This is a genomic window from Variovorax sp. YR216, assembly GCF_900107745.1.
GTDB lineage: Bacteria > Pseudomonadota > Gammaproteobacteria > Burkholderiales > Burkholderiaceae_C > Variovorax.
Genome location: NZ_FNRO01000003.1, coordinates 684,884 through 706,019, shown reverse-complemented (window position 1 = coordinate 706,019; position 21,136 = coordinate 684,884). Strand labels below are relative to the sequence as shown.

The window sequence follows — 21,136 nt, the reverse complement described above, 5'->3', positions numbered from 1 at the left end:
CGTTTAAAAGTCCGAAGACTTGAGTTCCGAAGAACTTGGCTGTTCGCCTCAAACGCCCACGCTTATCGGCTGTATGTTTTTAAGGATCCTGACACTCGACATCTTCTGTCTTGCGTCTTGCTTGCTGCGATCAGCGAAGCCCTCTACTATAACACGATTTTTTGAAGTTCAGAAAAAATTTTTGAAGATTTTTTCTTTTCTTCCCTCCGCCTAACTCGCTACACCCCGAAGGATCTAACTCGTTGCCGTGTTTGGCGAAGCCCTCGATTATGACAGGTTTTTTGAAGAATCGAAAAACTTTTTGAAGTTTTTCTTTTTTCTTCTCCGCCTGACTTCATCGGCCCTTTCGGACTTCTGGGCCTCTAAGCGCTGTCGCGTTTAGTGGAGCCTGCAATTATGACACTGTTTTCGAGCCGCTGGCAAGTCGGCCCGACCTTTTTTGTTCAACCCTACTGCCGTGCAGTGCGTACGTTCTCGGGCAAGGCCTGCGGCCAGCTGGTACGGAACGGATTGATATCCAACCCACCCCTGCGGGTGTACCTCGCGTAGACCGCCAGCTTGTTGGGCTGGCAGCGGCGCCAGACGTCCGTGAAGATCCGCTCCGCGCACGGCTCGTGAAACTCGTTGTGATTGCGGAAGCTGACGATGTACGCCAGCAGGCCCGCCTGATCGATCGGCGGCCCGCTGTAGCGGATCTCCACGCTCCCCCAGTCGGGCTGGCCCGTGACAAGGCAATTGCTCTTGAGAAGACGGCTGCTCAGCGTTTCCGTCACCGGCACCTGGGTCGTGTCGCTTGTCAGCAGCTCAGGCGCGGGCTGATAGTGGGTGCACTCGATATCCAGTCGGTCCAGATCGAGTCCCCCCAGTTCGCGCACCGTCTCGTTCTCGAACGCCGCCGGCGGCACCAGCTTGACGCCGACGCTGCCGGAACGGTCGCTCCCTCGCCAGACCGCCTCGCTCAGGTCCGCGCGCAAGCGCTGCCGAACGGCATCCTGATCCACGAAAACGCTGCTGTTGAAGCTGTTGAGATAGAGCTTGAATGACTTGCTCTCGATGATGTTGGGCGTCTCGCAAGGTACGGTGAAGTGCGCAATGGCGAGTTGTGGCTTGCCGCGGGGGTTGAGCCAGCTCAATTCGAAAGCCGTCCAGAGATCCGCGCCGAAAAACGGCAGCGCGCCTTCCCTGATACCCATCGCTTCCCGTTGCGTGGCACGCGCAATCGGGAAAAGCAGGCTCGGGTCGTATTGGTCAGCGTAAGCAGAGGCACGGCCCAGCTGCGATTGTTCCGGGGTGTTATCGAGGCTCATGATCGGTTCTCGGCCGTCTGTAGAAAAGGAACGATGTGCTGCAGGAGGATTTCGATCACGGGCGGCGGCAGATCGTGCCCCATGCCTGGAATGCCGACGAAACGCGCCCCGGGGATGCGCCGCGCCGTGTCCTTGCCGCACGCGATCGGCACCAGCGGGTCGGCCTCGCCATGCAAGACCAGCGATGGGCTTTCGATGCGCGAGAGCAGATCTGCCCGCCCGTTGTCGGCAGTTATCGCGAGGATTTGCCGCACGACGCCCGCGGGCCGATACGCGCGTCGAAGCGCCCGGGCGATGCGGTCCGCCTGGGTGCGTTCGTCGCGCGCAAAGGCAGGACTCGATATCAAGCGGCTGAACTTGAGGCCATGCTCGACCAAAGCCGCCTCGGTCCGGCTGGCGGGCCGCCGCAGCAACGCGGCGGTCACATCCGCCCGCGGACCCGGCAGGTTGCGCGCCCCGCTTGAACTCATGATGCTGACCAGGCTCGCCATCCTCCCGGGTGCACTGGCCGCGAGCCGCTGCGCGATCATCCCGCCCATCGAAGCTCCGATGACATGCGCGCGCCCGATGCCCAGCGCATCGAGCACGCCGAGCGCATCGTCGGCCATATCCTGAAGCGAGTAGGCCGAACGCACCGGCAGGCCCAGGCGCTGACGGATGCCCTGCCAGATCACGCTGCCGGTGCCGGCTTCGTCGAAGCCCTGGCTCAGCCCGATGTCACGGTTGTCATGCCGGATCACCCTGAATCCACCGTCGACCAGCGCTTGGACGAATTCCGCCGGCCACCCGATCAACTGCATGCCGAGCCCCATGATGAGCAGAATCACCGGGCGCCCCTCGCCCCCGCTGTCTTCGACCTCGATCTGGATCCCGTTCGCCGTGACCTTCATGAGAGCGCGCTCAGCTGGTCAATTGAACTCGCGCTCGCGCAACCATTTGGTCGCGACCCACTTCTCGCCTGCCAGAACCGGCGCGCCTCCGTGCAAGGTGCGCGTCGCCGGGTCCGGGCGCTCGTAGCTGAAGAAGACGCCGGTGCCACGTTTGGGAGCAACTTCCAGCCCGACGTCCGGAAATGTCGTCGCGCCGCCCTGCTCAGGTTCGTGCAGATACATCACGAGCGTGGCAACACGCTGCCCGCCCCGCTTCAGGATGATCGGCGTGCCGGGCTCGCTCGGGTCGAAATAGTCGTAGTGCGGCCGGTACTGCGCGCCGGGCGCGTAGCGAAGGATCTGCAGCCCCTCGCCGAATTCGAGCGGCCACCGCAGTAGCGTGGCGATGCGCTTCTCGATCCGCGCGACCACCGGGTTTTCGCCGCGCTCGAAGAACATGCCGTCACTGGTCCGGTCGACGTTGAGCGCCTCGCCGCCCGTCTGCGTCTCGACGGTCAGGGAGCGCGCCAACCGCTGCCGTGCCGCGGCGATCAGCGCTTCGCACTCCTCGTCGGACAACAGGTCCCCGAAGACGATGACGTGCGGACTCCGCAGGGTCTGCAACACGTAGACACGGCGATCGCCCGCGTCGATGTAGAGCGGCGAGTTGGAGAGATCGGGCCCGGGCATCGCTCTCGTGGCTTCAGCCGCGCCAATCGCTTCCCGCTCCACTTCGGCCAGCGCCGCATCCGCGGCAGCGTCATGCCAGCCGGCAGCCCGCATGGACGCACGCAGGCTCGGGACCGAATGGCCGGCAGCCAGTTGAGTCGCGATCCACTCGCGAAGCTCTGCGCTGATGACTTGTCCTTGACTCATGACGCCCTCCGTCGAAACACCAGCCGATCGGGCTTCGAGGCCGAAGCGTCGAAACCATAGCCTTCGAGGTCGAACTTCTCCAGTGCCCTGGGGGTCGCGGCCTTGTGAAGGACCGCCCAGCGCGCCATGAGGCCGCGCGCCCGCTTGGCGAAGAAGCTCACGATCTTGTAACGGCCGGGATCAGCCGCACCCGCGCCGCCCTTCCATTCTTCGAACACGCACTCGACGACACGCGCCTTGAGCGCGCTCTGATCGACCGACTTGAAATATTCCTGCGAAGCGAGGTTGATGACAACCGGCGTCCGATCCGCGGCAAGCCGCTCATTCAGATACTCGGAAATGCGGCTGCCCCAGAAAGCGTAGAGATCCTTGCCGTGCCGATTGGCCAGTTGGGTTCCCATTTCGAGGCGGTAGGGTTGCAGCAAATCGAGCGGCCGCAGCACGCCGTAGAGCCCGCTCAGGATGCAGACATGGTCCTGCGCCCACGAAAGCTGGCTGGCCGTCAGCGTCTTCGCGTCGAGCCCGCCGTAGACGTCGCCGTCGAATGCGAGCGCCGCCTGCTTTGCGTTCCCGCTGGTGCTCTTGGACGACCACGCCGCGTAGCGCGCCACATTGAGCGCCGAGAGCTTGTCCGACAGGTGCATCAGTTCGGCGATCTGCTGGGGTGACTTCTCCCTCAGGATCTTGATGAGTTCGGCTGCCGCCCCTCTGGGGCCTTCGAAACGAGGCTGAGTGGCCGGAAGGGTGTCGGAGACGGGGGTTTCGAAATCGAGCGACTTGGCAGGCGAAAGCAGGAAAAGCATCGCCGGATTATCAGCGGCACCACGATGGCCGCACCCTGCGGTGCCCCAGTCCCGCCGTCGAATAAAATCTTCCCACTTCCACCCACAAGCGGCATCCTGCGGGATGCCGTTCGTTTTTGTACCGCCATGAGTGAGACCCTGCCCCAACCCGGCCTCGAAAGCCTGTCCAAATCCTTCGAACCTGCCGCCATCGAAGCGCACTGGGGGCCAGAGTGGGAGCGGCGCGGCTATGCGGCCGCCGGCTTCCGCGGCACGCAGAAGCCGAAGGACGGCGCGCCCTCCTTCGCGATCCAGCTGCCGCCGCCGAACGTGACCGGCACGCTGCACATGGGGCATGCGTTCAACCAGACGATCATGGACAGCCTCACCCGCTATCACCGCATGGCGGGCGCCAACACGCTGTGGGTCCCGGGCACCGACCACGCCGGCATCGCGACGCAGATCGTCGTCGAACGGCAGCTGCAGGAGCAGAAGATCAGCCGCCACGACCTCGGTCGCAAGAACTTCGTCGCACGCGTGTGGGAGTGGAAGGAAAAGTCCGGCAACACCATCACGAGCCAGATGCGCCGCATGGGCGATACGGTGGACTGGAGCCGCGAGTACTTCACGATGGACGAGAAGCTATCGAAGGTCGTCACCCAGACCTTCGTGCAGCTCTACAACGAGGGGCTCATCTATCGCGGCAAGCGCCTGGTCAACTGGGACCCGGTGCTCAAGACAGCGGTGAGCGACCTGGAAGTCGAGAGCGAGGAAGAAGACGGGTTCCTCTGGCACATCGCCTATCCCCTGGAAGACGGTTCGGGCTCGCTCACCGTGGCGACCACCCGTCCCGAAACCATGCTGGGCGACGTCGCGGTGATGGTTCATCCGGAGGACGAGCGCTACAGGCACCTCATCGGCCAGCGCGTGAAACTGCCGCTGGTCGACCGGCTGATTCCGGTCATCGCCGACGACTACGTGGACAAGGAATTCGGCACCGGCGTGGTCAAGGTCACGCCGGCGCACGATCACAACGACTATGCGGTCGGCCTTCGGCACGGCCTGCAGACCATCGGCGTGCTGACGCTCGATGCAACCATCAACGACAACGCGCCTGAAAAATACCGCGGCCTGGATCGCTTCGTGGCGCGCAAGGCGGTGGTGGCCGATCTCGAGGCGCTGGGCCTTCTCGTCGAAACCAAGAAGCACAAGCTCATGGTCCCGCGCTGCGCGCGCACCGGGGCCGTGGTCGAGCCGATGCTGACCGACCAGTGGTTCGTCGCGATGACCAAGCCCGACGCCAACGGCCAGTCGATCGCGCAAAAGGCGATCGAGGCGGTTCGCTCCGGCGAGGTGCGCTTCGTCCCGGAGAACTGGGTCAACACCTACAACCACTGGATGGAGAACATCCAGGACTGGACGATCTCGCGCCAGCTCTGGTGGGGCCACCAGATTCCGGCGTGGTACGACGAGCAGGGCAAGGTCTACGTCGCGCACGACGAGGCGGAAGCGCAGGCCCAGGCGCCTGGCAAGAAGCTCACGCGCGACGAAGACGTGCTCGACACCTGGTATTCCTCGGCGCTGGTGCCCTTCTCCTCGCTCGGCTGGCCCGAGAAGACGGAAGACCTCGACCTCTACCTGCCCTCATCCGTGCTCGTGACCGGCTACGACATCATCTTCTTCTGGGTCGCCCGGATGATCATGATGACCAAGCACTTCACCGGCAAGGTGCCCTTCAAGCATGTGTACATCCACGGCCTGGTGCGCGATTCGCACGGCAAGAAGATGAGCAAGTCCGAGGGCAACGTGCTCGACCCGGTCGACCTGATCGACGGCATCGCGCTGCCCGAGCTGCTCGACAAGCGCACGCAGGGGCTGCGCCGGCCCGAGACCGCACCCACGGTGCGCAAGAACACGCAGAAGGAATTCCCGGACGGCATCCCGGCCTTCGGCGCGGACGCGCTGCGTTTCACCTTCGCCTCGCTCGCGTCGCTGGGCCGCAGCATCAACTTCGACTCGAAGCGCTGCGAGGGCTATCGCAACTTCTGCAACAAGCTCTGGAACGCCACACGCTTCGTGCTCATGAACTGCGAAGGCCACGACTGCGGCCTGCGCGAGCACACCAAGGAAGAGTGCGCGCCCGGCGGACCGGCCCATGGCTATCTGAGATTCAGCCAGGCCGACCGCTGGATCACGTCCCAGCTGCAGCGCGTCGAAGCCGAAGTGGCAAAGGGTTTCGAGGAGTACCGCCTCGACAACGTGGCCAACGCCATCTACCAGTTCGCATGGGACGAGTTCTGCGATTGGTACCTGGAGATCGCGAAGGTCCAGATCCAGCAGGGCGACGACGCCCAGAAGCGCGCCACGCGCCGCACACTGATCCGTTCGCTCGAGACGCTGCTGCGCCTGGCGCATCCGGTCATTCCTTTCATCACCGAGGAGCTCTGGCAGAAGGTCGCGCCGGTCGCCGGTCGAGCCGGTGATTCGGTCATGACCGCGGCCTACCCGAAGAGCCAGCCCGAAAAGATCGACGAGGCGGCCGAAGCCCATGTCGCCCGACTCAAGTCGCTCGTGGATGCCTGCCGCACGCTGCGCGGCGAAATGAACGTCTCGCCGGCCACGCGCTTGCCGCTGTACGCAGTTGCCGACGATGCAGCAAGCGCCGCGTTCCTGCGCGAGGCGGCACCCGTGCTTCAGGCGCTCGCCAAGCTCAAGGAAGTGAAGGTCTTCGACGACGAAGCGACCTGGGCCGCGGCAGCCGAAGCCGCGCCGGTCGCGGTGGTCGGCAGTGCCCGCCTCTGCCTGCACATGGAAATCGACAAGGCTGCGGAAAAGGCACGCATCGGCAAGGAACTGGCCCGGATCGAAGGCGAGATTGCGAAGGTCAACGGTAAGCTCGGCAACGAGGCCTTCGTCGCGAAGGCGCCGGCGGCGGTGATCGAGCAGGAGCGCAAGCGGCTCACCGACTTCACCGCCACGCTCGAGCGCCTGCGGGATCAGCTTGTCCGCCTAGGCTGACAGACGGGTGGCATGGCGGTAAATAGTATGTGAGCATGTGGGTTGAGCGTCTGCGACGCCAGCCCTCTTCGATCCACGTCTTCGATTCACACGAAATTCACATGTCCAACTCTCCGATTCGCAAAGCCGTGTTCCCGGTAGCCGGTTTTGGCACCCGTTTTCTGCCGGCCACCAAGGCGCAGCCCAAGGAAATGCTTCCGGTCGTGGACAAGCCACTAATCCAGTACGCGGTCGAGGAAGCGTATGCCGCGGGCATCCGCGACATGATCTTCGTGACGGGGCGCAACAAGCGGGCGATCGAAGACCACTACGACGCCGCCTACGAGCTCGAATCGCAGCTCGAGGCCAGCGGCAAGCACGAACTGCTGGCGATCGCCCGTTCGGTCATGCCCGACGACATGACCTGCTCCTACGTCCGCCAGCCGCGCATGCTGGGCCTCGGCCACGCCGTGCTGTGCGCCGAGCACCTCGTCGGCAACGAGCCTTTCGCGGTCCTGCTCGCTGATGACTTGATGGTCGGTCCGCAGGGCGGCGAGCCGGTGCTGGCACAGATGACCCGCGCCTTCGCGAAGCTCGGCGGCTCGCTGCTCGCGGTGCAGGAAGTGCCGCTGGAGCACGTCAAGCGCTACGGCATCGTGGCCGGCGATGTGATCGAGGAAGGCCTGGTCAAGGTCAATCGCATGGTCGAGAAACCCAAGCCGGAGGACGCACCTTCACGCCTCGGCGTCGCGGGCCGCTACATCCTGACGCCCGCGGTGTTCGGCCACATCCGCAACCAGCCCAAGGGCGCCGGCGGCGAAATCCAATTGACCGACGGCATTGCCGCGCTGATGACCAAGGAACCGGTCTATGCCTACTCGTACGCCGGCACGCGCTACGACTGCGGCAGCAAGGAAGGCTTCCTGCAAGCCTCGGTCGAACTGGCTCTGGCGCATCCTGAAGTGGGCGCCTCGTTCCGCCAGTATCTGAAGAGTCTCGAGCTCTGAGTTCCCCCGCTGCGCCGTTCGCTCAGCGACGGCGCAGCACGTGAATGAACTCGTCGCCGACCGTCTGCTGGTCGACGAGATCGTTGCCGGTCTGCCGGGCGAAGGCCTGGAAGTCGCGCACCGAACCCGCGTCGGTCGCCACGACCCTCAGAAGTTCGCCGCTGTGCATCTCGTTGAGCGCCTTCTTGGCCTTGAGAATGGGCAGCGGGCAATTCAGCCCGCGCGTGTCGATTTCCTTGTTCACTTGCATGTGATTTCCTCCTGCGCGCAACTCAAGTGGTGAGTCCGCGTCGGCGCTCCTCATTCTCGGCATCGGTAAAAAAGCGCGGCTCGTGACCGCGCGAGCGGAGCCACTCGGCCAGCGCATACCCAGTGCCGGCAGGCCAACACTTCAGATCAGGCAGATCGTAGAGCCGGTAGTCCACCAGCTCCGGTGACAGCGACACTTCGCCGTCGGCCACCACGTGATAGGCAATGATGACCTGGTTCATGCGCTGGAAGTCGTAGACGCCCACGAGGTTCACCTCGCTCACGTCGAGGTTCGTCTCTTCCTTCACCTCACGCGAGATACCTCCCTGCGGCGTCTCGCCGGCCTCCATGAAGCCGGTGATCAGCGCATACATCTTGTGCGGCCAGGCCGCGTTGCGGGCAAGCAGCACCTGCCCGCGGTATTCCACGATCGCGGCCAGCACCGGTGTCGGGTTGTTCCAGTGCGTCCAGTCGCAGGAAGAGCAACGGAGCCGCGACTTCGGGCCTCCATCCTCCAGTGCTTCGATTTGGGCCAGCGGCGTGGCGCAGGAGGGGCAGAAGCGGGGTTCGTTCATGACTTGGATGGGCTCGGAAATCAGGCGGGGAACACGCCGGTCGACAGATAGCGGTCGCCCCGGTCGCACACCACGAAAACGATGGTCGCGTTCTCGACCGTCTTGGCAATCTCGAGCGCCACACAGAGCGCACCTGCGGCCGAGATGCCACCGAAGATGCCCTCTTCCCGGGCGAGCCGTCGGCACATTTCCTCGGCGCTGTCCTGGCTCACGTTGACCACTTGATCCACCCGGCTCGGGTCGTAGATCTTCGGCAGGTATTCCTGCGGCCACTTACGGATGCCCGGGATGCGCGACCCTTCGTCGGGCTGGGCGCCGACGATCTGAATGGCCGGGTTCTTTTCCTTGAGGAAACGCGAGACCCCGGTGATGGTCCCTGTGGTCCCCATCGCGCTCACGAAGTGCGTGATGCGGCCTTGCGTGTCGGCCCAGATCTCGGGTCCGGTCGTCTCGTAGTGGATGCGCGGGTTGTCGGGATTGGCGAACTGGTCGAGCACACGCCCCTTCCCCTGCTGCACCATCTGCTCCGCGAGATCACGGGCGTACTCCATGCCGCCGCTCTTCGGCGTCAGCACCAGTTCGGCGCCGAAGGCCTTCATGGTCTGCGCCCGTTCGACGGAGAGGTCCTCCGGCATGATGAGGACCATGCGGTAACCCTTGATGGCGGCCGCCATCGCAAGGGCAATGCCGGTGTTGCCTGACGTCGCTTCGATCAGCGTGTCGCCCGGCTTGATTTCGCCGCGCTCCTCGGCGCGCTTGATCATCGACAGCGCGGGCCGGTCCTTGACCGAGCCGGCCGGGTTGTTGCCTTCGAGCTTGCCCAGGACCACGTTGCCGCGCTTTGCATTCGCTTCCGCGTCGATGCGCTGCAGAGCCACCAGGGGCGTCTTGCCGATCGCGTCTTCAATCGTTGGATATTGCATGGGAGTCACTGTGCCATAATTTCGGGCTTCCTTCCTTCCAGCCCGGGTGGTGAAATTGGTAGACGCAGGGGACTCAAAATCCCCCGCCGCAAGGCGTGCCGGTTCGATTCCGGCCCCGGGCACCAGCGCTTTTCGGTCCGTTCAACGATCGGACACAAGTCCCGACTCGACCGTCGGATAGCGCAGCCGGATGCGCAGTTCGCGCTTGAGGCGCGTGTTGTCGAGCCGGCGCGATTCCCCCATGAAGCTCAACAACGACAGCGGAAGCTGCGCCTGCGCCTCCTCGCGCGCGATGCGCGGTGGCGGCGGCATCCCGTACAGCCTCGCGGCGAGTTCGACGTAGTCGCCCATCTTGATCTCGCTGTCGTCGCTCACGTTGAACACGCGCTGTGGTCCGCCGCGCCACAAGGTCGCAAGGCAGACGCGGGCGAGATCGTCGGCGTGGATGTGGTTGGTGTAGACGTCGTCTTCCGCACGCAGCACCGGCGTGCCGCGCTGGAGTCGCTCGCGCGGTGTGCCGCCCTCGCGATCGGGCGCGTAGATGCCCGGAATGCGCAATATGCGCACAGAGACGCCGGCGCGACCGAGCCACCGCACACTGCGCTCCGCATCGACGCGGCGGTGCGCGCGCGGGGTGTCGGCCCGCACGGCGCGGGTCTCCGCGACCCGCGCGCCACCGCAATCGCCGTAGACCCCGCTGGTCGAGCCATAGACGAACGACAAAGGCATCGACCGCAGGCGCATCGCCTGCACGAGTGCCTGCGTTCGCGCATCGCGCCACCATTCACCGCCTTCGACGCGCGGCGGCGGCGCGAGATGCAGTACCCGGGTCGCAATGCCCGAAAGACGTCGGAGCGAGGTCGGATCATCGAGATCCGCGACAATCGGCCTCGCGCCGACCTGTCGCAGCGCAGGCACGCGCGGCGGTGACGAGGTCGATGCGAGCACGTTGACCCGCCCGCGCAGCAACCCGACCACCCGCAGCCCGACATCGCCGCATCCCACCACGAGCACGCGCTCCCGGCGAAAGCGCGAGGGCTTCGCACCGAGAGGGCTGTTGATTGAGGGCAAAATTTATCTCCCTTTGAGTAGCGGTAAAGAATAACCATGACCAGTGCGGCCCCGAACGAGTCGGGCTTTCATATCACGGTGGAGCCGAGCGGACGCCACTTCCAGGCGTATTCGGACGAGACCATTCTCGCGGCCGGCATCCGCCAGGGCATCGGCCTGCCCTACGGCTGCAAGGACGGCGCCTGCGGTTCCTGCAAGTGCAAGAAGCTCTCTGGCACGGTCACGATGAAATTGCACCAGAGCAAAGCCCTGAGTGCGGAGGAGGAACTGGCCGGCTACGTCCTCACCTGCTGCGCGACCCCCGAAAGCGATGTGGTGCTCGAGTCGCGCCAGGTCACCGAAGCGGGTGCCTTCCCGATCCGCAAGATGCCGGTTCGCGTCGCCGCCATCACGAAGATGTCGCACGACGTCGTGATGCTTCGCCTGCAACTGCCGGCCGGCGAGCCGCTGCAGTTCCACGCGGGCCAGTACATCGAATTCATCCTGCGCGACGGCACCCGCCGCAGCTATTCGATGGCCAACGCACCGCACACACTTCAGGAACCGGGAACAGGCATCGAACTGCACCTGCGCCATCTGCCGGGCGGCAAGTTCACCGACCACGTCTTCGGCACGATGAAGGAAAAAGAGATCCTTCGCATCGAAGGCCCCTACGGCAGCTTCTTCCTGCGCGAGGAATCCGGCAAGCCGCTGATCTTCCTCGCCTCGGGCACCGGCTTCGCGCCGATCAAGGCGGTCATCGAGCACATGAAGCACAAGGGCATCACGCGTCCGGCCAGCCTGTACTGGGGCGGCCGCCGGCCCGAAGACCTCTACATGGACGACTGGGTGCGCGCACAGCTCGCCGAGTTGCCAAACCTGCGCTATGTGCCGGTGATCTCGAACGCGGTGCCGGAAGACAACTGGAACGGACGTACCGGCTTCGTCCATCTTGCGGTGATGGAGGACTTCGACGATCTGTCGGGCCATCAGGTGTATGCCTGCGGCGCACCCGTGGTCGTCGACTCCGCCAAGCACGACTACGTGTCCAAGCGCGCCCTTCCCGAGGAGGAATTCTTCGCCGACGCCTTCACCACGGAAGCGGACAAGGCCATCCCCTGAACATCAAGAAGACATCAACGAACAACAGAGAGACATGAACGCCAGAAGACATTTCCTCGCCGCGCTTGCGGCCACCACGGCCGTCATCGCCGCGCCTCACGCCATTGCGCAGAACCGCCCGATCCGGCTCATCGTGCCGTATGCGGCGGGCGGGCCGATCGACGTCACCGCGCGCGTGCTCGCCGAGGGCGTCAAGGATTCGCTCGGAACGGTGATCATCGACAACAAGCCCGGCGCGGGCGGCAACATCGGCGCGGACATGATCGCCAAGGCGCCGCCGGACGGGCTCACCATCGGCATCGCGGCGACCGCGACGAATGCGGTCAATCCGTGGCTCTACGCCAAGATGCCTTTCAACGCGGCAAAAGACTTCGCACCCATCACCCAGATGGTCCGCGTGCCCAATGTGCTGGTGATGAACGCGGACACCGCGAAGCGCCTCAACATCAACAGCCTGCGCGATCTCATCGCCTACGCCAAGGCGAACCCCGGCAAGCTCAACTACGGCAGCGGCGGCAACGGCAGCGCCGGGCATCTGGCCGGCGAGATGTTCAAGAAGGAAGCGGGCATCTTCGCGGTGCACATTCCGTTCAACGGCGGCAATCCGGCACAGCTGGCGCTGCTGTCGGGGCAGGTCGACTTCAATTTCGACAACCTCGCGACCGCCGCACCCAACATCCGCTCGGGCAAGTTGAAGGCCATCGCCGTGACCACCGCCGATCGCAGCAGCGCGCTGCCCGACGTCCCGCCAGTCGCCGCGACGCTGAAGGGCTTCTCGATCGATACCTGGTGGGGCCTGGTCGCGCCGGCAGGCACGCCGCCGGAGATGGTGGCCAAGCTCAATCAGGCGTTCGTCGCGGCCCTGAAGACGCCCGAGACGAAGACGCGCTTCGCCTCCCTGCTCGCCGAACCCGTCGCGAGCACGCCCGAACAGTTCGGCGCATTCATGAAGAGCGAACTCGCCAAGTACGAAAAGGTCGTCAAGGCCACCGGCGCCCAGGTCGACTGACCGAGGCCCGAACCCAGGGCCGCCGCGGAACCGGCGCCGCCGGGCCGCCGGCGGCGCCCCCTGGAAGGGGGTGGGCGGCTACGCGAAGCGAGCAAGCTTGGGGGTCATTCCCCAAGATACGCGGCGCGCACCTTCGGGTCGTTCAGCATCACCTTCGCGTCGCCGCTCATGGTGATCAACCCCGACTCCATCACGTAGCCGCGATCGGCCAGCTGCAGGGCTCGGCTGGCGTTCTGCTCCACGAGCAGCACGGTGACGCCCTGGTCGTAGACCTGCTTCACCACCTCGAAGATCTTGTCGACCATGATCGGCGACAGGCCCATCGAAGGCTCGTCGAGCAGCAGCACCTTGGGGCGCGCCATCAGCGCGCGGCCCATTGCGAGCATCTGCTGTTCGCCGCCGGACATCGTTCCGGCGAGCTGGCTGGCGCGCTCCTTGAGGCGCGGGAAGGTCGTGAAGACACGGTCGATGTCGCGCGCGATCTCCGCCTTGTCGTTGCGGATGTACGCACCGATCTGCAGGTTCTCGGTGATGGTCATGCGGGTGAACACGCCGCGGCCTTCCGGCACCATGACCAGCCCCTCGCCCACCAGATCCCAGGCGCCGCGTCCCTTGATGCTCTTGCCCAGGAACTCGATGTCGCCACCGAGGAACGGCAGCGTGCCGGTGATGGCCTTCATCGTCGTCGTCTTGCCGGCGCCGTTCGAGCCGATCAGGGACACCAGCTCGCCCTCGCGCACCTCGAAGTCCACGCCCTTCACGGCCTGGATGCCGCCATAGGCAACCTTCAGGCCGCTGACTTTCAATAGGGTTTGCGCCATCTCAATGTCCTCCGGTGCCGAGGTAGGCCTCGATCACCTTTTCGTTCTTCTGCACGTCCGCGGGCGTTCCCTCGGCAATCTGTTTTCCGTAGTCGAGCACCGTGACCCGGTCGCACAGGCCCATCACGAGCTTCACGTCGTGCTCGATCAAGAGGATGGTGCGGTCGTCCTTGCGGATGCGGTCGATGAGCTGGCGCAGTTGCACCTTCTCGGTGGCATTCATGCCGGCCGCAGGCTCGTCGAGTGCAATGAGCTGCGGATCGGTCGCCAGCGCGCGGGCAATCTCCAGACGGCGCTGATCGCCGTAGCTCAACGTGCGCGCCTTGTAGTCGGCGAACTTGCCGATGCCCACGTAGTCGAGCAGTTCGTGCGCCCGCTTGGCAATCGCCGCTTCCTCGGCCTTGAAGCCGCCGGTGCGGAAGATCGCACCGAGCACGCCCGAGTGGGTGCGGATGTGACGCCCGACCATGACGTTCTCGAGCGCGGTCATTTCCGCGAACAGGCGGATGTTCTGGAAGGTGCGTGCGATGCCGGCCTTGGCCACCTCGTGCACTGCGGTTGGCTGATACGGCTTGCCGGCCAGCTCGAAGGTGCCGCTGTCTGGCGTGTAGAGACCGGTGATGACGTTGAAGAACGTGGTCTTGCCCGCGCCGTTGGGGCCGATCAGGCCGTAGACCTGGCCGCGCGTGATCTTCATGCCTACATCGGACAGAGCCTGCAGGCCGCCGAATCGCTTCGAAATGCCTTGTACGTTGAGGATGGTGTCGCTCATGTTCGTTCTCCCATCGCTCAAGGATTGATCGACATCGGACGCGATGCCACGCCAGGCACTTCGTCGGCCGGTTGCTCTACGCCCGGCGCGGCGGCCGGCATGCCCGAAGCAGGCGCCGTCCCCTTGCGGGCCAGCGACTTGCCGTGCTCCGGCGACGGCCAGAGACCGCGCGGTCGCACCAGCATGATGATGATCATCGCGAGCGCGATGAACAGCTGGCGCAGGATCGAGGCGTCGAGACGCCCATCGGTCATGGCCTGCAGCGGAGCCGCGACATAGCGCAGCACTTCCGGCAGCGCCGCGAGCAGCACCGCACCCAGGATGACGCCAGGCAGGTGGCCGATGCCGCCGAGCACGACCATCGCGACGATCATCACCGACTCCATCAGGCTGAACGACTCGGGCGAGACGAAGCCCTGGAAGGCCGCGAACATCGATCCCGAAACACCGCCGAAGCTCGCGCCCATGCCGAACGCCAGCAGCTTCATGTTGCGGGTGTTGATGCCCATGGCCTTGGCGGCGATCTCGTCTTCACGGATGGCCATCCAGGCGCGGCCGACGCGCGACACCTGCAGGCGGTGCGACACCAGGATGGTGACGAGCACCAACGCCAGGAAGAGGTAGTAGTACAGCGTGACCGACGAGATCGTGAAGCCGTCGAACTTCAGCGCCTTGCCCAGATTGAGCCCCCAGAAGTGCACCGGCTCGATGGCGGTAATGCCCTTGGGACCGTTCGTGATGTTGAACGGCTGGTCGAGGTTGTTGAGGAACACGCGGATGATTTCGCCGAAACCGAGCGTCACGATCGCGAGGTAGTCGCCGCGCAGCTTCAGAGTCGGTGCACCGAGCAGCACGCCGAACAATGCTGCGACGCCGAACGCCAATGGAATCACGATCAGCAGCGAACTGTGCAAGCCGCCCGGGAACATGGCCTTGAAGGCCGGGAAGGTCTCAGACAGATGCGGTGATTCGAGCAGTGCAAAGAGATAGGCGCCGATCGCAAAAAAGGCCACGTAGCCGAGGTCGAGCAGGCCGGCGTAGCCCACCACGATGTTCAGGCCCAAGGCCAGCATCACATAGAGCAGCGCGACGTCGGCAATGCGGACCCAGGCATTGCCCTGCGTCTGCAGCAGCAAAGGCAGTGCCAGCAGCGCGATGGCTCCGATCACGACGAAAAGGAGGTTCTTGCCTTGTTTCATGGCCATCTCCTCAGGCACGGTCCGCCACACGCTCGCCGAGCAGGCCGGACGGCCGCAGCGTGAGCATGATGATCAGCACGACGAACGCGATGATGTCGCTGTACTGGCTGCCGAGCACATCGCCGGTCAGCGCGCCGAGGTACCCCGAGCCGATCGCCTCGATCACCCCGAGCAGGATCCCGCCGACCACCGCGCCCGCGAGGTTGCCGATGCCGCCGAACACTGCCGCGGTAAAGGCCTTGAGCCCCGGAATGAAGCCCATCGCATGCTGCGCGATGCCATAGTTGGACGCGTACATCACGCCCGCCACCGCCGCCAGGACGGCGCCGATGATGAAGGTGGCCGAAATCACCATGTCGGGCCGGATGCCCATCAAGGCCGCGACGCGCGGGTTCTCGGCGGTGGCGCGCATGGCGCGGCCGAGCTTGGTGTAGTTGACCAGCCAGGTCAGGATCGCAAGACAGATCGCGGTCACGCTGAGGATCATGACCTGCGTCGGCGAGATCACCGCGCCGCCCACATGAATCGGTGTGGTCGGGAGCAGGTTGGGGTAGGCCTTGTTCGTCGGCTTCCAAATGATCATCGCCAGCGTCTGCAGCAGGATCGAGACGCCGATAGCGGTGATCAGCGGTGCCAGCTTGGGACTGTTGCGCAGCGGCCGGTAGGCCACCTTCTCGATCACGAAATTGAGCGCGGCGGCCACCACGCACGCGATGATCAGCGCGAGAAGCAGAACCACCCAACCCGGCGTGCCCGGCATGGACTGCTGCATGAGGCCGATGACGCTCCAACTGGTCAGCGCCCCGACCATCAGCACTTCTCCGTGCGCGAAATTGATCAAATTGATAATGCCGTACACCATCGTATAGCCCAAGGCTATCAAGGCGTACATGCTGCCGAGAACCAGACCGTTGATGATCTGCTGCAGCAAGATGTCCATAGCGAGGATTCCCTTTTTTTGTGGTGACACCCTTGAGAGGTGCCTCGGTCGACCCGGCGTTCCGGATTGACGCCTGGTTTCACTTAGCAAAAAACCCGCCAGCATGTGTCGACGGCGGGTTTCTTGTGGGCGGAATTCTAGACACGGCTCCCTGACATTTCGGGCGTTTTGGGACCGGGGTTTTCCCGCTGGCGCAAAGAGTCAGGCGCGTCGGGGTCGGAAGTCGCTCACCCTGCGCGCAAATGCGTATCAGCGCGCATCTTCGTTGCGCTTGCGCAGCGCCCTGACCTTCTCGGCGATCTTGATTTCGAGGCCACGCTCGACCGGCCGGTAGAAAGGCGGGGGCTCGACGCCATCGGGCATGTAGCGCTCGCCGGCCGCGAAGCCGCCCTCTTCGTCGTGGGCATAGCGGTAGCCTTTGCCGTAGTCGAGTTGCTTCATCAGGCGCGTCGGCGCATTGCGCAGATGCATCGGAACCGGCCGCGTTCCATCCGACTTGATGAAGGCCTTGACCTCGTTGTAGGCCTTGTAGACCGCGTTCGACTTCGGTGCGATTGCAAGATAGACGACGCACTCGGCCAACGCGAGTTCGCCCTCGGGCGAACCGAGGCGCTCGTAGACCTCGGCGGCATCGAGGGCGAGACGCAGCGCCCGCGGGTCGGCCAGCCCGATGTCCTCGCTCGCCATCCGCACGAGCCGCCTTGCCATGTAGCGCGGATCTGCGCCGCCATCGAGCATGCGCACGAACCAGTAGAGCGCCGCATCCGGATCGCTGCCGCGCACCGATTTGTGCAGCGCCGAGATGGTGTCGTAGAACTGGTCGCCACCCTTGTCGTAACGGCGCATCCGTTCGCCGAGGACGCGCAGAAGCCATTCGTCGGCGATGTGGTCGAGCGACTCCGCGCCGGCGGCGATGGCGAGCGTTTCGAGCGTGTTGAGCAGTCGCCGCGCATCGCCGTCGGCATAGGCGATGAGGCGATCGATCGCCTTCGCCTCGATCGCAGGGACTGCCTGGATGTCCTGCGCGCGGCTCACGATCTGCTTGAGGTCGTCTTCGCCGAGGGGCTGGAGTACGTAGACGGCCGCACGCGAGAGCAGCGCGGAGTTCACCTCGAACGAAGGGTTCTCCGTCGTCGCGCCGATGAAGGTGAAAAGGCCCGACTCCACATGCGGCAGGAATGCGTCCTGCTGGCTCTTGTTGAATCGATGCACCTCGTCGACGAACACGATGGTGCGGCGCTGCTCGAGTCCGTCGCGCGCCACGACGGCACGATCGACCGCGTCTCGGATGTCCTTCACGCCCCCAAGCACGGCGCTGATGCTGAGGAACTGCGCGTCGAATGCGTCCGCCATCAGCCGGGCGATGGTCGTCTTTCCGACGCCGGGCGGCCCCCAGAGGATGCACGAGTGCGGCTGGCCCGACTCGAAGGCAATGCGCAGCGGCATGCCGGGACCGAGCAGGTGCTGCTGCCCGATGACCTCGCCGAGGCTCCTGGGTCGAAGGCGCTCGGCGAGTGGTTGATGCGTGGAGGTGGCCATCACAGGGATGCCGGCCGCCTATTGGCGGACCACATCGGCGCCTGCTGGCGGCTTGAACTGGAACGTGCTGGCCGGAAGGGAGGCATTCACCTCGACCTTGGCGAACTTCAGCACCGACTTCTGGCCGAAGCTGTCGAGGATCTCCAATGCGGCGAGCGAATCGCCCTGGAAACCGATCTGCACGCTCTGGAGTTGGCCATCCCTGCTCTTCGGCGTCGCCTTGACCCACTGCAAGCCGTCGCGCTCGGGCGCGGACTCGAGTGCGAAATCTGCCTGCAGGGCCTTCAGATCGGGCGCGGACGCAATGAGCGCGGCCGGCGTCGAACCGAGCGCCTGCGCCTGCTTGCGCTGGGTGACCTGGTTCAGATCGGCATCGAAGAGCCAGAGCGTTTCACCGTCGGCGACGATGTTCTGCACGAAGGGCTTCTTGTAGTCGAAGCGGAATTTGCCAGGCCGCTGGAATTCGAAGGTGCCGGTCGACACCTTCTCGCGCACCGTCTGCCCTTCCTTCGGCGGCGAGGTCACGGTCTGCGTGAACTCGGCCCGGCCCGACTTGGCGTTCATCACGAAGGCCTCGAGGCTTTCCAGGCCACCGGCCGATGCACTGGCCACGAGCGCCGCAAGCCCGATGCCCGCGATCAGTTTCTTCAGCAACATCTCTTTTCTCCCCGGAAGCGCGCCGGAATCACTCGGTTCGGGCCGGCACCAGGATCTCCCGCTGCCCGCTGCCGCTCATCGCGCTCACGAGGCCGGCCTGTTCCATTTCTTCGACCAGCCGCGCCGCACGGTTGTAGCCAATCTTCAGGTGGCGCTGCACCAGCGAGATGCTGGCCTTGCGGTTCTTGAGCACGACTTCGACCGCCTGGTCGTACATCGGATCCTTCTCGCCGCCTTCGCCGCCCTCGCCGAGCATCTCGCCGTCGCCATCGACTGTGCCACCTTCGAGCACACCCTCGATGTAGTCCGGCTCCCCTTGCGACTTGAGGTAGGCGACGACGCGATGCACCTCGTCGTCGCTGACGAACGCACCGTGGACGCGCACCGGAAACCCGGTGCCGCTTGCCATGTAGAGCATGTCGCCCATGCCGAGCAACGCCTCGGCGCCCATCTGGTCGAGGATGGTGCGCGAATCGATCTTGCTCGACACCTGGAACGCGATGCGGGTCGGGATGTTGGCCTTGATGAGCCCGGTGATCACGTCCACGCTCGGGCGCTGGGTCGCGAGGATCAGGTGGATGCCTGCCGCGCGCGCCTTCTGCGCCAGGCGCGCGATCAGTTCCTCGATCTTCTTGCCGACGACCATCATCAGGTCTGCCAGCTCGTCGATGACGACCACGATGTGCGGCTCGCGGGCGAGCGGCTCCGGGCTGTCCGGCGTGAGGCTGAATGGGTTGTAGATGAACTCCTCGCGCGACTTCGCCTCGTCGATCTTGGCGTTGTAGCCGGCAAGATTGCGCACGCCCAGCTTGCTCATGAGCTTGTAGCGGCGCTCCATCTCGGCCACGCACCAGTTCAGGCCGTGCGCCGCCTGCCGCATGTCGGTGACCACGGGCGCAAGCAGATGCGGAATGCCTTCGTAGACCGACATTTCGAGCATCTTCGGGTCGATCATCAGCAAGCGAACGTCGCGCGCCTCGGCCTTGTAGAGCAGGCTCAGGATCATCGCGTTGATCCCCACCGACTTGCCCGAGCCGGTGGTGCCGGCGACGAGCACGTGCGGCATCTTTGCCAGGTCGGCAACGACCGGATTGCCGACGATGTCCTTGCCGAGCCCCATGGTCAGCAGCGACTTGCCTTCGTTGTAGACCTGCGAGCCGAGAATCTCGCTCAGGCGGATCGATTGGCGCTTGGCGTTCGGGAGCTCGAGCGCCATGTAGTTCTTGCCGGGGATCGTCTCGACCACGCGGATCGACACCAGCGACAGCGAACGCGCAAGGTCCTTCGCCAGGTTCACGATCTGCGCGCCCTTCACGCCGGTGGCCGGTTCGATCTCGTAGCGCGTGATCACCGGTCCCGGCGACGCGAGCACCACGCGCACCTCGACGCCGAAGTCCTTCAGCTTCTTCTCGATCAGCCGCGAAGTCATCTCGAGCGTGTCTGCCGAAACGGTCTCCTGGCGCGTCTGTGCCGCGTCGAGCAGGTCGACCTGAGGGAGCTTGCTGTCAGGCAATTCCCGGAAGAGCGGCTTCTGGCGTTCCTTGGCGACGCGGTCACTCTTGGGCACCTCGACCATCGCAGGCTCGATCTGGACCGGCGGCGAAGGTGCGCGCCGCTTGGGACGCGGCACCGCCCGCAATTCTTCGTCGGGGGCATCCGGCTCCACGCCGGTATCGAAGGCCGTCACCTCCTCGCGCTCGCGGACGGCTTGCTTGCCCATCGCGATGTCATGGGCGATCTCACGCCGCTCGCGCCGCATTTCGAAGAGCGAATACAGGCGCGCGCCGATGCGCTCGGCGATCTGCCCCCACGAGAACCGGAACACGAGCGCGGAGCCGATGACGCCGCAGGCAATGGCGATGAGCGCGGAGCCGGTGAAGCCCATCCACTTGACGCTGGCCGGCCCGACGAAATAGCCCAACACACCGCCGCCATGGCCTGGCAGACGGAATTCCAGGCGATAGAGCCGCGACCACTCGAGGACGGCGCTGGCGCACAGCAGCAGGATCAGGCCGAACCAGAACGCAAGGCGGCTGCGATTGAATCGGCCGCGGGGCGGCTCGTCCGGCTGCGGCGACCCGCCGCCACGCATCCAGTGGGCCAGCGAAGAGAGCCAGACGCGCAGGCCGGCCGCAAGGCACCACCAGACCGAATAACCGGCCAGGAAGTAGCTCGCGTCCGCGACCCAGGCCCCGATGCGTCCGCCCCAGTTCTTCACGTCGCCACCGGTGCCGGAGGTCGACCAGGCCGCGTCCGAGGGCGTGAAGCTCAGCATCGCGAGAAGCCAGAACAGCAGAACGACAAAGCCCGCGATCAACGTGATCTCGTGCGCAAAACGCATCGCGCGCGCCCGGACCGGTTGTCCCTCGGCCGACGACGATTGAAGGGTATTGAGCGAATAAGTCATGAAAGGCAAAGCGACCCGCCCAGGGCAACGGACCG

General features: G+C 64.8%; 19 protein-coding genes and 1 tRNA gene. 5 read left to right on the top strand and 15 right to left on the bottom strand.

All coding sequences use genetic code 11. From position 1 onward, the window contains the following. Window positions 1-449: 449 nt before the first annotated feature. From queF to yaaA, 4 genes are read right to left on the bottom strand one after another with little or no spacing between them, the layout of a single operon-like run. Entirely contained in the window at window positions 450-1,307 is an 858-nt protein-coding gene (gene queF, locus BLW05_RS13285; protein WP_093163103.1) for an NADPH-dependent 7-cyano-7-deazaguanine reductase QueF, read from the bottom strand. Then, window positions 1,304-2,197 (bottom strand): alpha/beta fold hydrolase, encoded by an 894-nt coding sequence (locus BLW05_RS13280; RefSeq protein WP_093163101.1) that lies wholly within the window; start codon window positions 2,195-2,197, stop codon window positions 1,304-1,306. The genes queF and BLW05_RS13280 overlap by 4 nt, the downstream gene beginning before the upstream one ends. A gap of 18 nt (window positions 2,198-2,215) precedes the next feature. Beyond that, a complete protein-coding gene (locus BLW05_RS13275) occupies window positions 2,216-3,052 on the bottom strand; it encodes a 2OG-Fe(II) oxygenase (protein WP_093163099.1) in 837 nt (278 codons plus the stop codon). Next, complete coding sequence (yaaA, locus tag BLW05_RS13270) at window positions 3,049-3,855, bottom strand: peroxide stress protein YaaA (RefSeq protein WP_093163097.1); 807 nt, start codon at window positions 3,853-3,855, stop codon at window positions 3,049-3,051. The genes BLW05_RS13275 and yaaA overlap by 4 nt, the downstream gene beginning before the upstream one ends. A 126-nt stretch (window positions 3,856-3,981) precedes the next feature. Here yaaA and BLW05_RS13265 point away from each other — a divergent pair, with 126 nt between their 5' ends. After that, window positions 3,982-6,852, top strand: coding sequence for a valine--tRNA ligase (locus tag BLW05_RS13265; RefSeq protein ID WP_093163096.1), 2,871 nt, complete (start codon window positions 3,982-3,984; stop codon window positions 6,850-6,852). Between the two features lie 101 nt (window positions 6,853-6,953). Further along, window positions 6,954-7,838, top strand: a complete 885-nt coding sequence (gene galU / locus BLW05_RS13260; RefSeq protein WP_177142640.1) for a UTP--glucose-1-phosphate uridylyltransferase GalU — start codon at window positions 6,954-6,956, stop codon at window positions 7,836-7,838. Window positions 7,839-7,860: 22 nt separating this feature from the next. Here galU and BLW05_RS13255 read toward each other — a convergent pair whose 3' ends face one another. Genes BLW05_RS13255 through cysM form a run of 3 tightly spaced genes read right to left on the bottom strand, consistent with a single transcriptional unit; the run spans window position 7,861 to window position 9,585 of the window. Further along, window positions 7,861-8,088 (bottom strand): sulfurtransferase TusA family protein, encoded by a 228-nt coding sequence (locus BLW05_RS13255; RefSeq protein WP_093163094.1) that lies wholly within the window; start codon window positions 8,086-8,088, stop codon window positions 7,861-7,863. A gap of 22 nt (window positions 8,089-8,110) precedes the next feature. Then, window positions 8,111-8,662, bottom strand: a complete 552-nt coding sequence (locus BLW05_RS13250; RefSeq protein WP_093163092.1) for an NUDIX domain-containing protein — start codon at window positions 8,660-8,662, stop codon at window positions 8,111-8,113. Between the two features lie 20 nt (window positions 8,663-8,682). After that, complete coding sequence (gene cysM, locus BLW05_RS13245; RefSeq protein ID WP_093163090.1) at window positions 8,683-9,585, bottom strand: cysteine synthase CysM; 903 nt, start codon at window positions 9,583-9,585, stop codon at window positions 8,683-8,685. A 40-nt stretch (window positions 9,586-9,625) separates the two neighbouring features. Here cysM and BLW05_RS13240 point away from each other — a divergent pair. Continuing rightward, a tRNA-Leu gene (locus BLW05_RS13240) sits at window positions 9,626-9,710 on the top strand. 16 nt (window positions 9,711-9,726) lie between these two features. Here BLW05_RS13240 and BLW05_RS13235 read toward each other — a convergent pair. Then, complete coding sequence (locus tag BLW05_RS13235) at window positions 9,727-10,656, bottom strand: SDR family oxidoreductase (protein WP_093163088.1); 930 nt, start codon at window positions 10,654-10,656, stop codon at window positions 9,727-9,729. 36 nt (window positions 10,657-10,692) lie between these two features. Here BLW05_RS13235 and BLW05_RS13230 point away from each other — a divergent pair, with 36 nt between their 5' ends. Together BLW05_RS13230 and BLW05_RS13225 are read left to right on the top strand one after the other, a co-directional pair. Continuing rightward, a complete protein-coding gene (locus BLW05_RS13230; protein WP_093163086.1) occupies window positions 10,693-11,757 on the top strand; it encodes a CDP-6-deoxy-delta-3,4-glucoseen reductase in 1,065 nt (354 codons plus the stop codon). A 34-nt stretch (window positions 11,758-11,791) separates the two neighbouring features. Next, on the top strand, window positions 11,792-12,766 hold the full coding sequence (locus BLW05_RS13225) for a Bug family tripartite tricarboxylate transporter substrate binding protein (protein WP_093163084.1): 975 nt from the start codon (window positions 11,792-11,794) through the stop codon (window positions 12,764-12,766). Between the two features lie 104 nt (window positions 12,767-12,870). Here the strand turns inward: BLW05_RS13225 and BLW05_RS13220 are convergent, their stop codons facing one another. The 7 genes from BLW05_RS13220 to BLW05_RS13190 all read right to left on the bottom strand — a co-directional run bounded on the left by BLW05_RS13220 (window position 12,871) and on the right by BLW05_RS13190 (window position 21,101). Further along, window positions 12,871-13,587: an ABC transporter ATP-binding protein gene (locus BLW05_RS13220; RefSeq protein WP_093163082.1), complete on the bottom strand. Its 717-nt coding sequence runs from the start codon at window positions 13,585-13,587 to the stop codon at window positions 12,871-12,873. Between the two features lies 1 nt (window position 13,588). Then, a complete protein-coding gene (locus BLW05_RS13215) occupies window positions 13,589-14,359 on the bottom strand; it encodes an ABC transporter ATP-binding protein (RefSeq protein WP_093163080.1) in 771 nt (256 codons plus the stop codon). A gap of 17 nt (window positions 14,360-14,376) precedes the next feature. Further along, window positions 14,377-15,558, bottom strand: a complete 1,182-nt coding sequence (locus tag BLW05_RS13210; protein WP_093163078.1) for an ABC transporter permease subunit — start codon at window positions 15,556-15,558, stop codon at window positions 14,377-14,379. Between the two features lie 10 nt (window positions 15,559-15,568). Then, on the bottom strand, window positions 15,569-16,498 hold the full coding sequence (locus BLW05_RS13205) for a branched-chain amino acid ABC transporter permease (RefSeq protein WP_093163076.1): 930 nt from the start codon (window positions 16,496-16,498) through the stop codon (window positions 15,569-15,571). Window positions 16,499-16,747: 249 nt separating this feature from the next. Next, window positions 16,748-18,037: a replication-associated recombination protein A gene (locus BLW05_RS13200; RefSeq protein ID WP_093163074.1), complete on the bottom strand. Its 1,290-nt coding sequence runs from the start codon at window positions 18,035-18,037 to the stop codon at window positions 16,748-16,750. Window positions 18,038-18,055: 18 nt separating this feature from the next. Next, window positions 18,056-18,694: an outer membrane lipoprotein periplasmic chaperone LolA gene (gene lolA, locus BLW05_RS13195; RefSeq protein ID WP_093163072.1), complete on the bottom strand. Its 639-nt coding sequence runs from the start codon at window positions 18,692-18,694 to the stop codon at window positions 18,056-18,058. Between the two features lie 28 nt (window positions 18,695-18,722). Beyond that, the gene (locus BLW05_RS13190; protein ID WP_093163206.1) at window positions 18,723-21,101 is read right to left on the bottom strand and encodes a DNA translocase FtsK; all 2,379 of its coding nucleotides are present in this window, start codon (window positions 21,099-21,101) and stop codon (window positions 18,723-18,725) included. Window positions 21,102-21,136 lie beyond the last annotated feature (35 nt).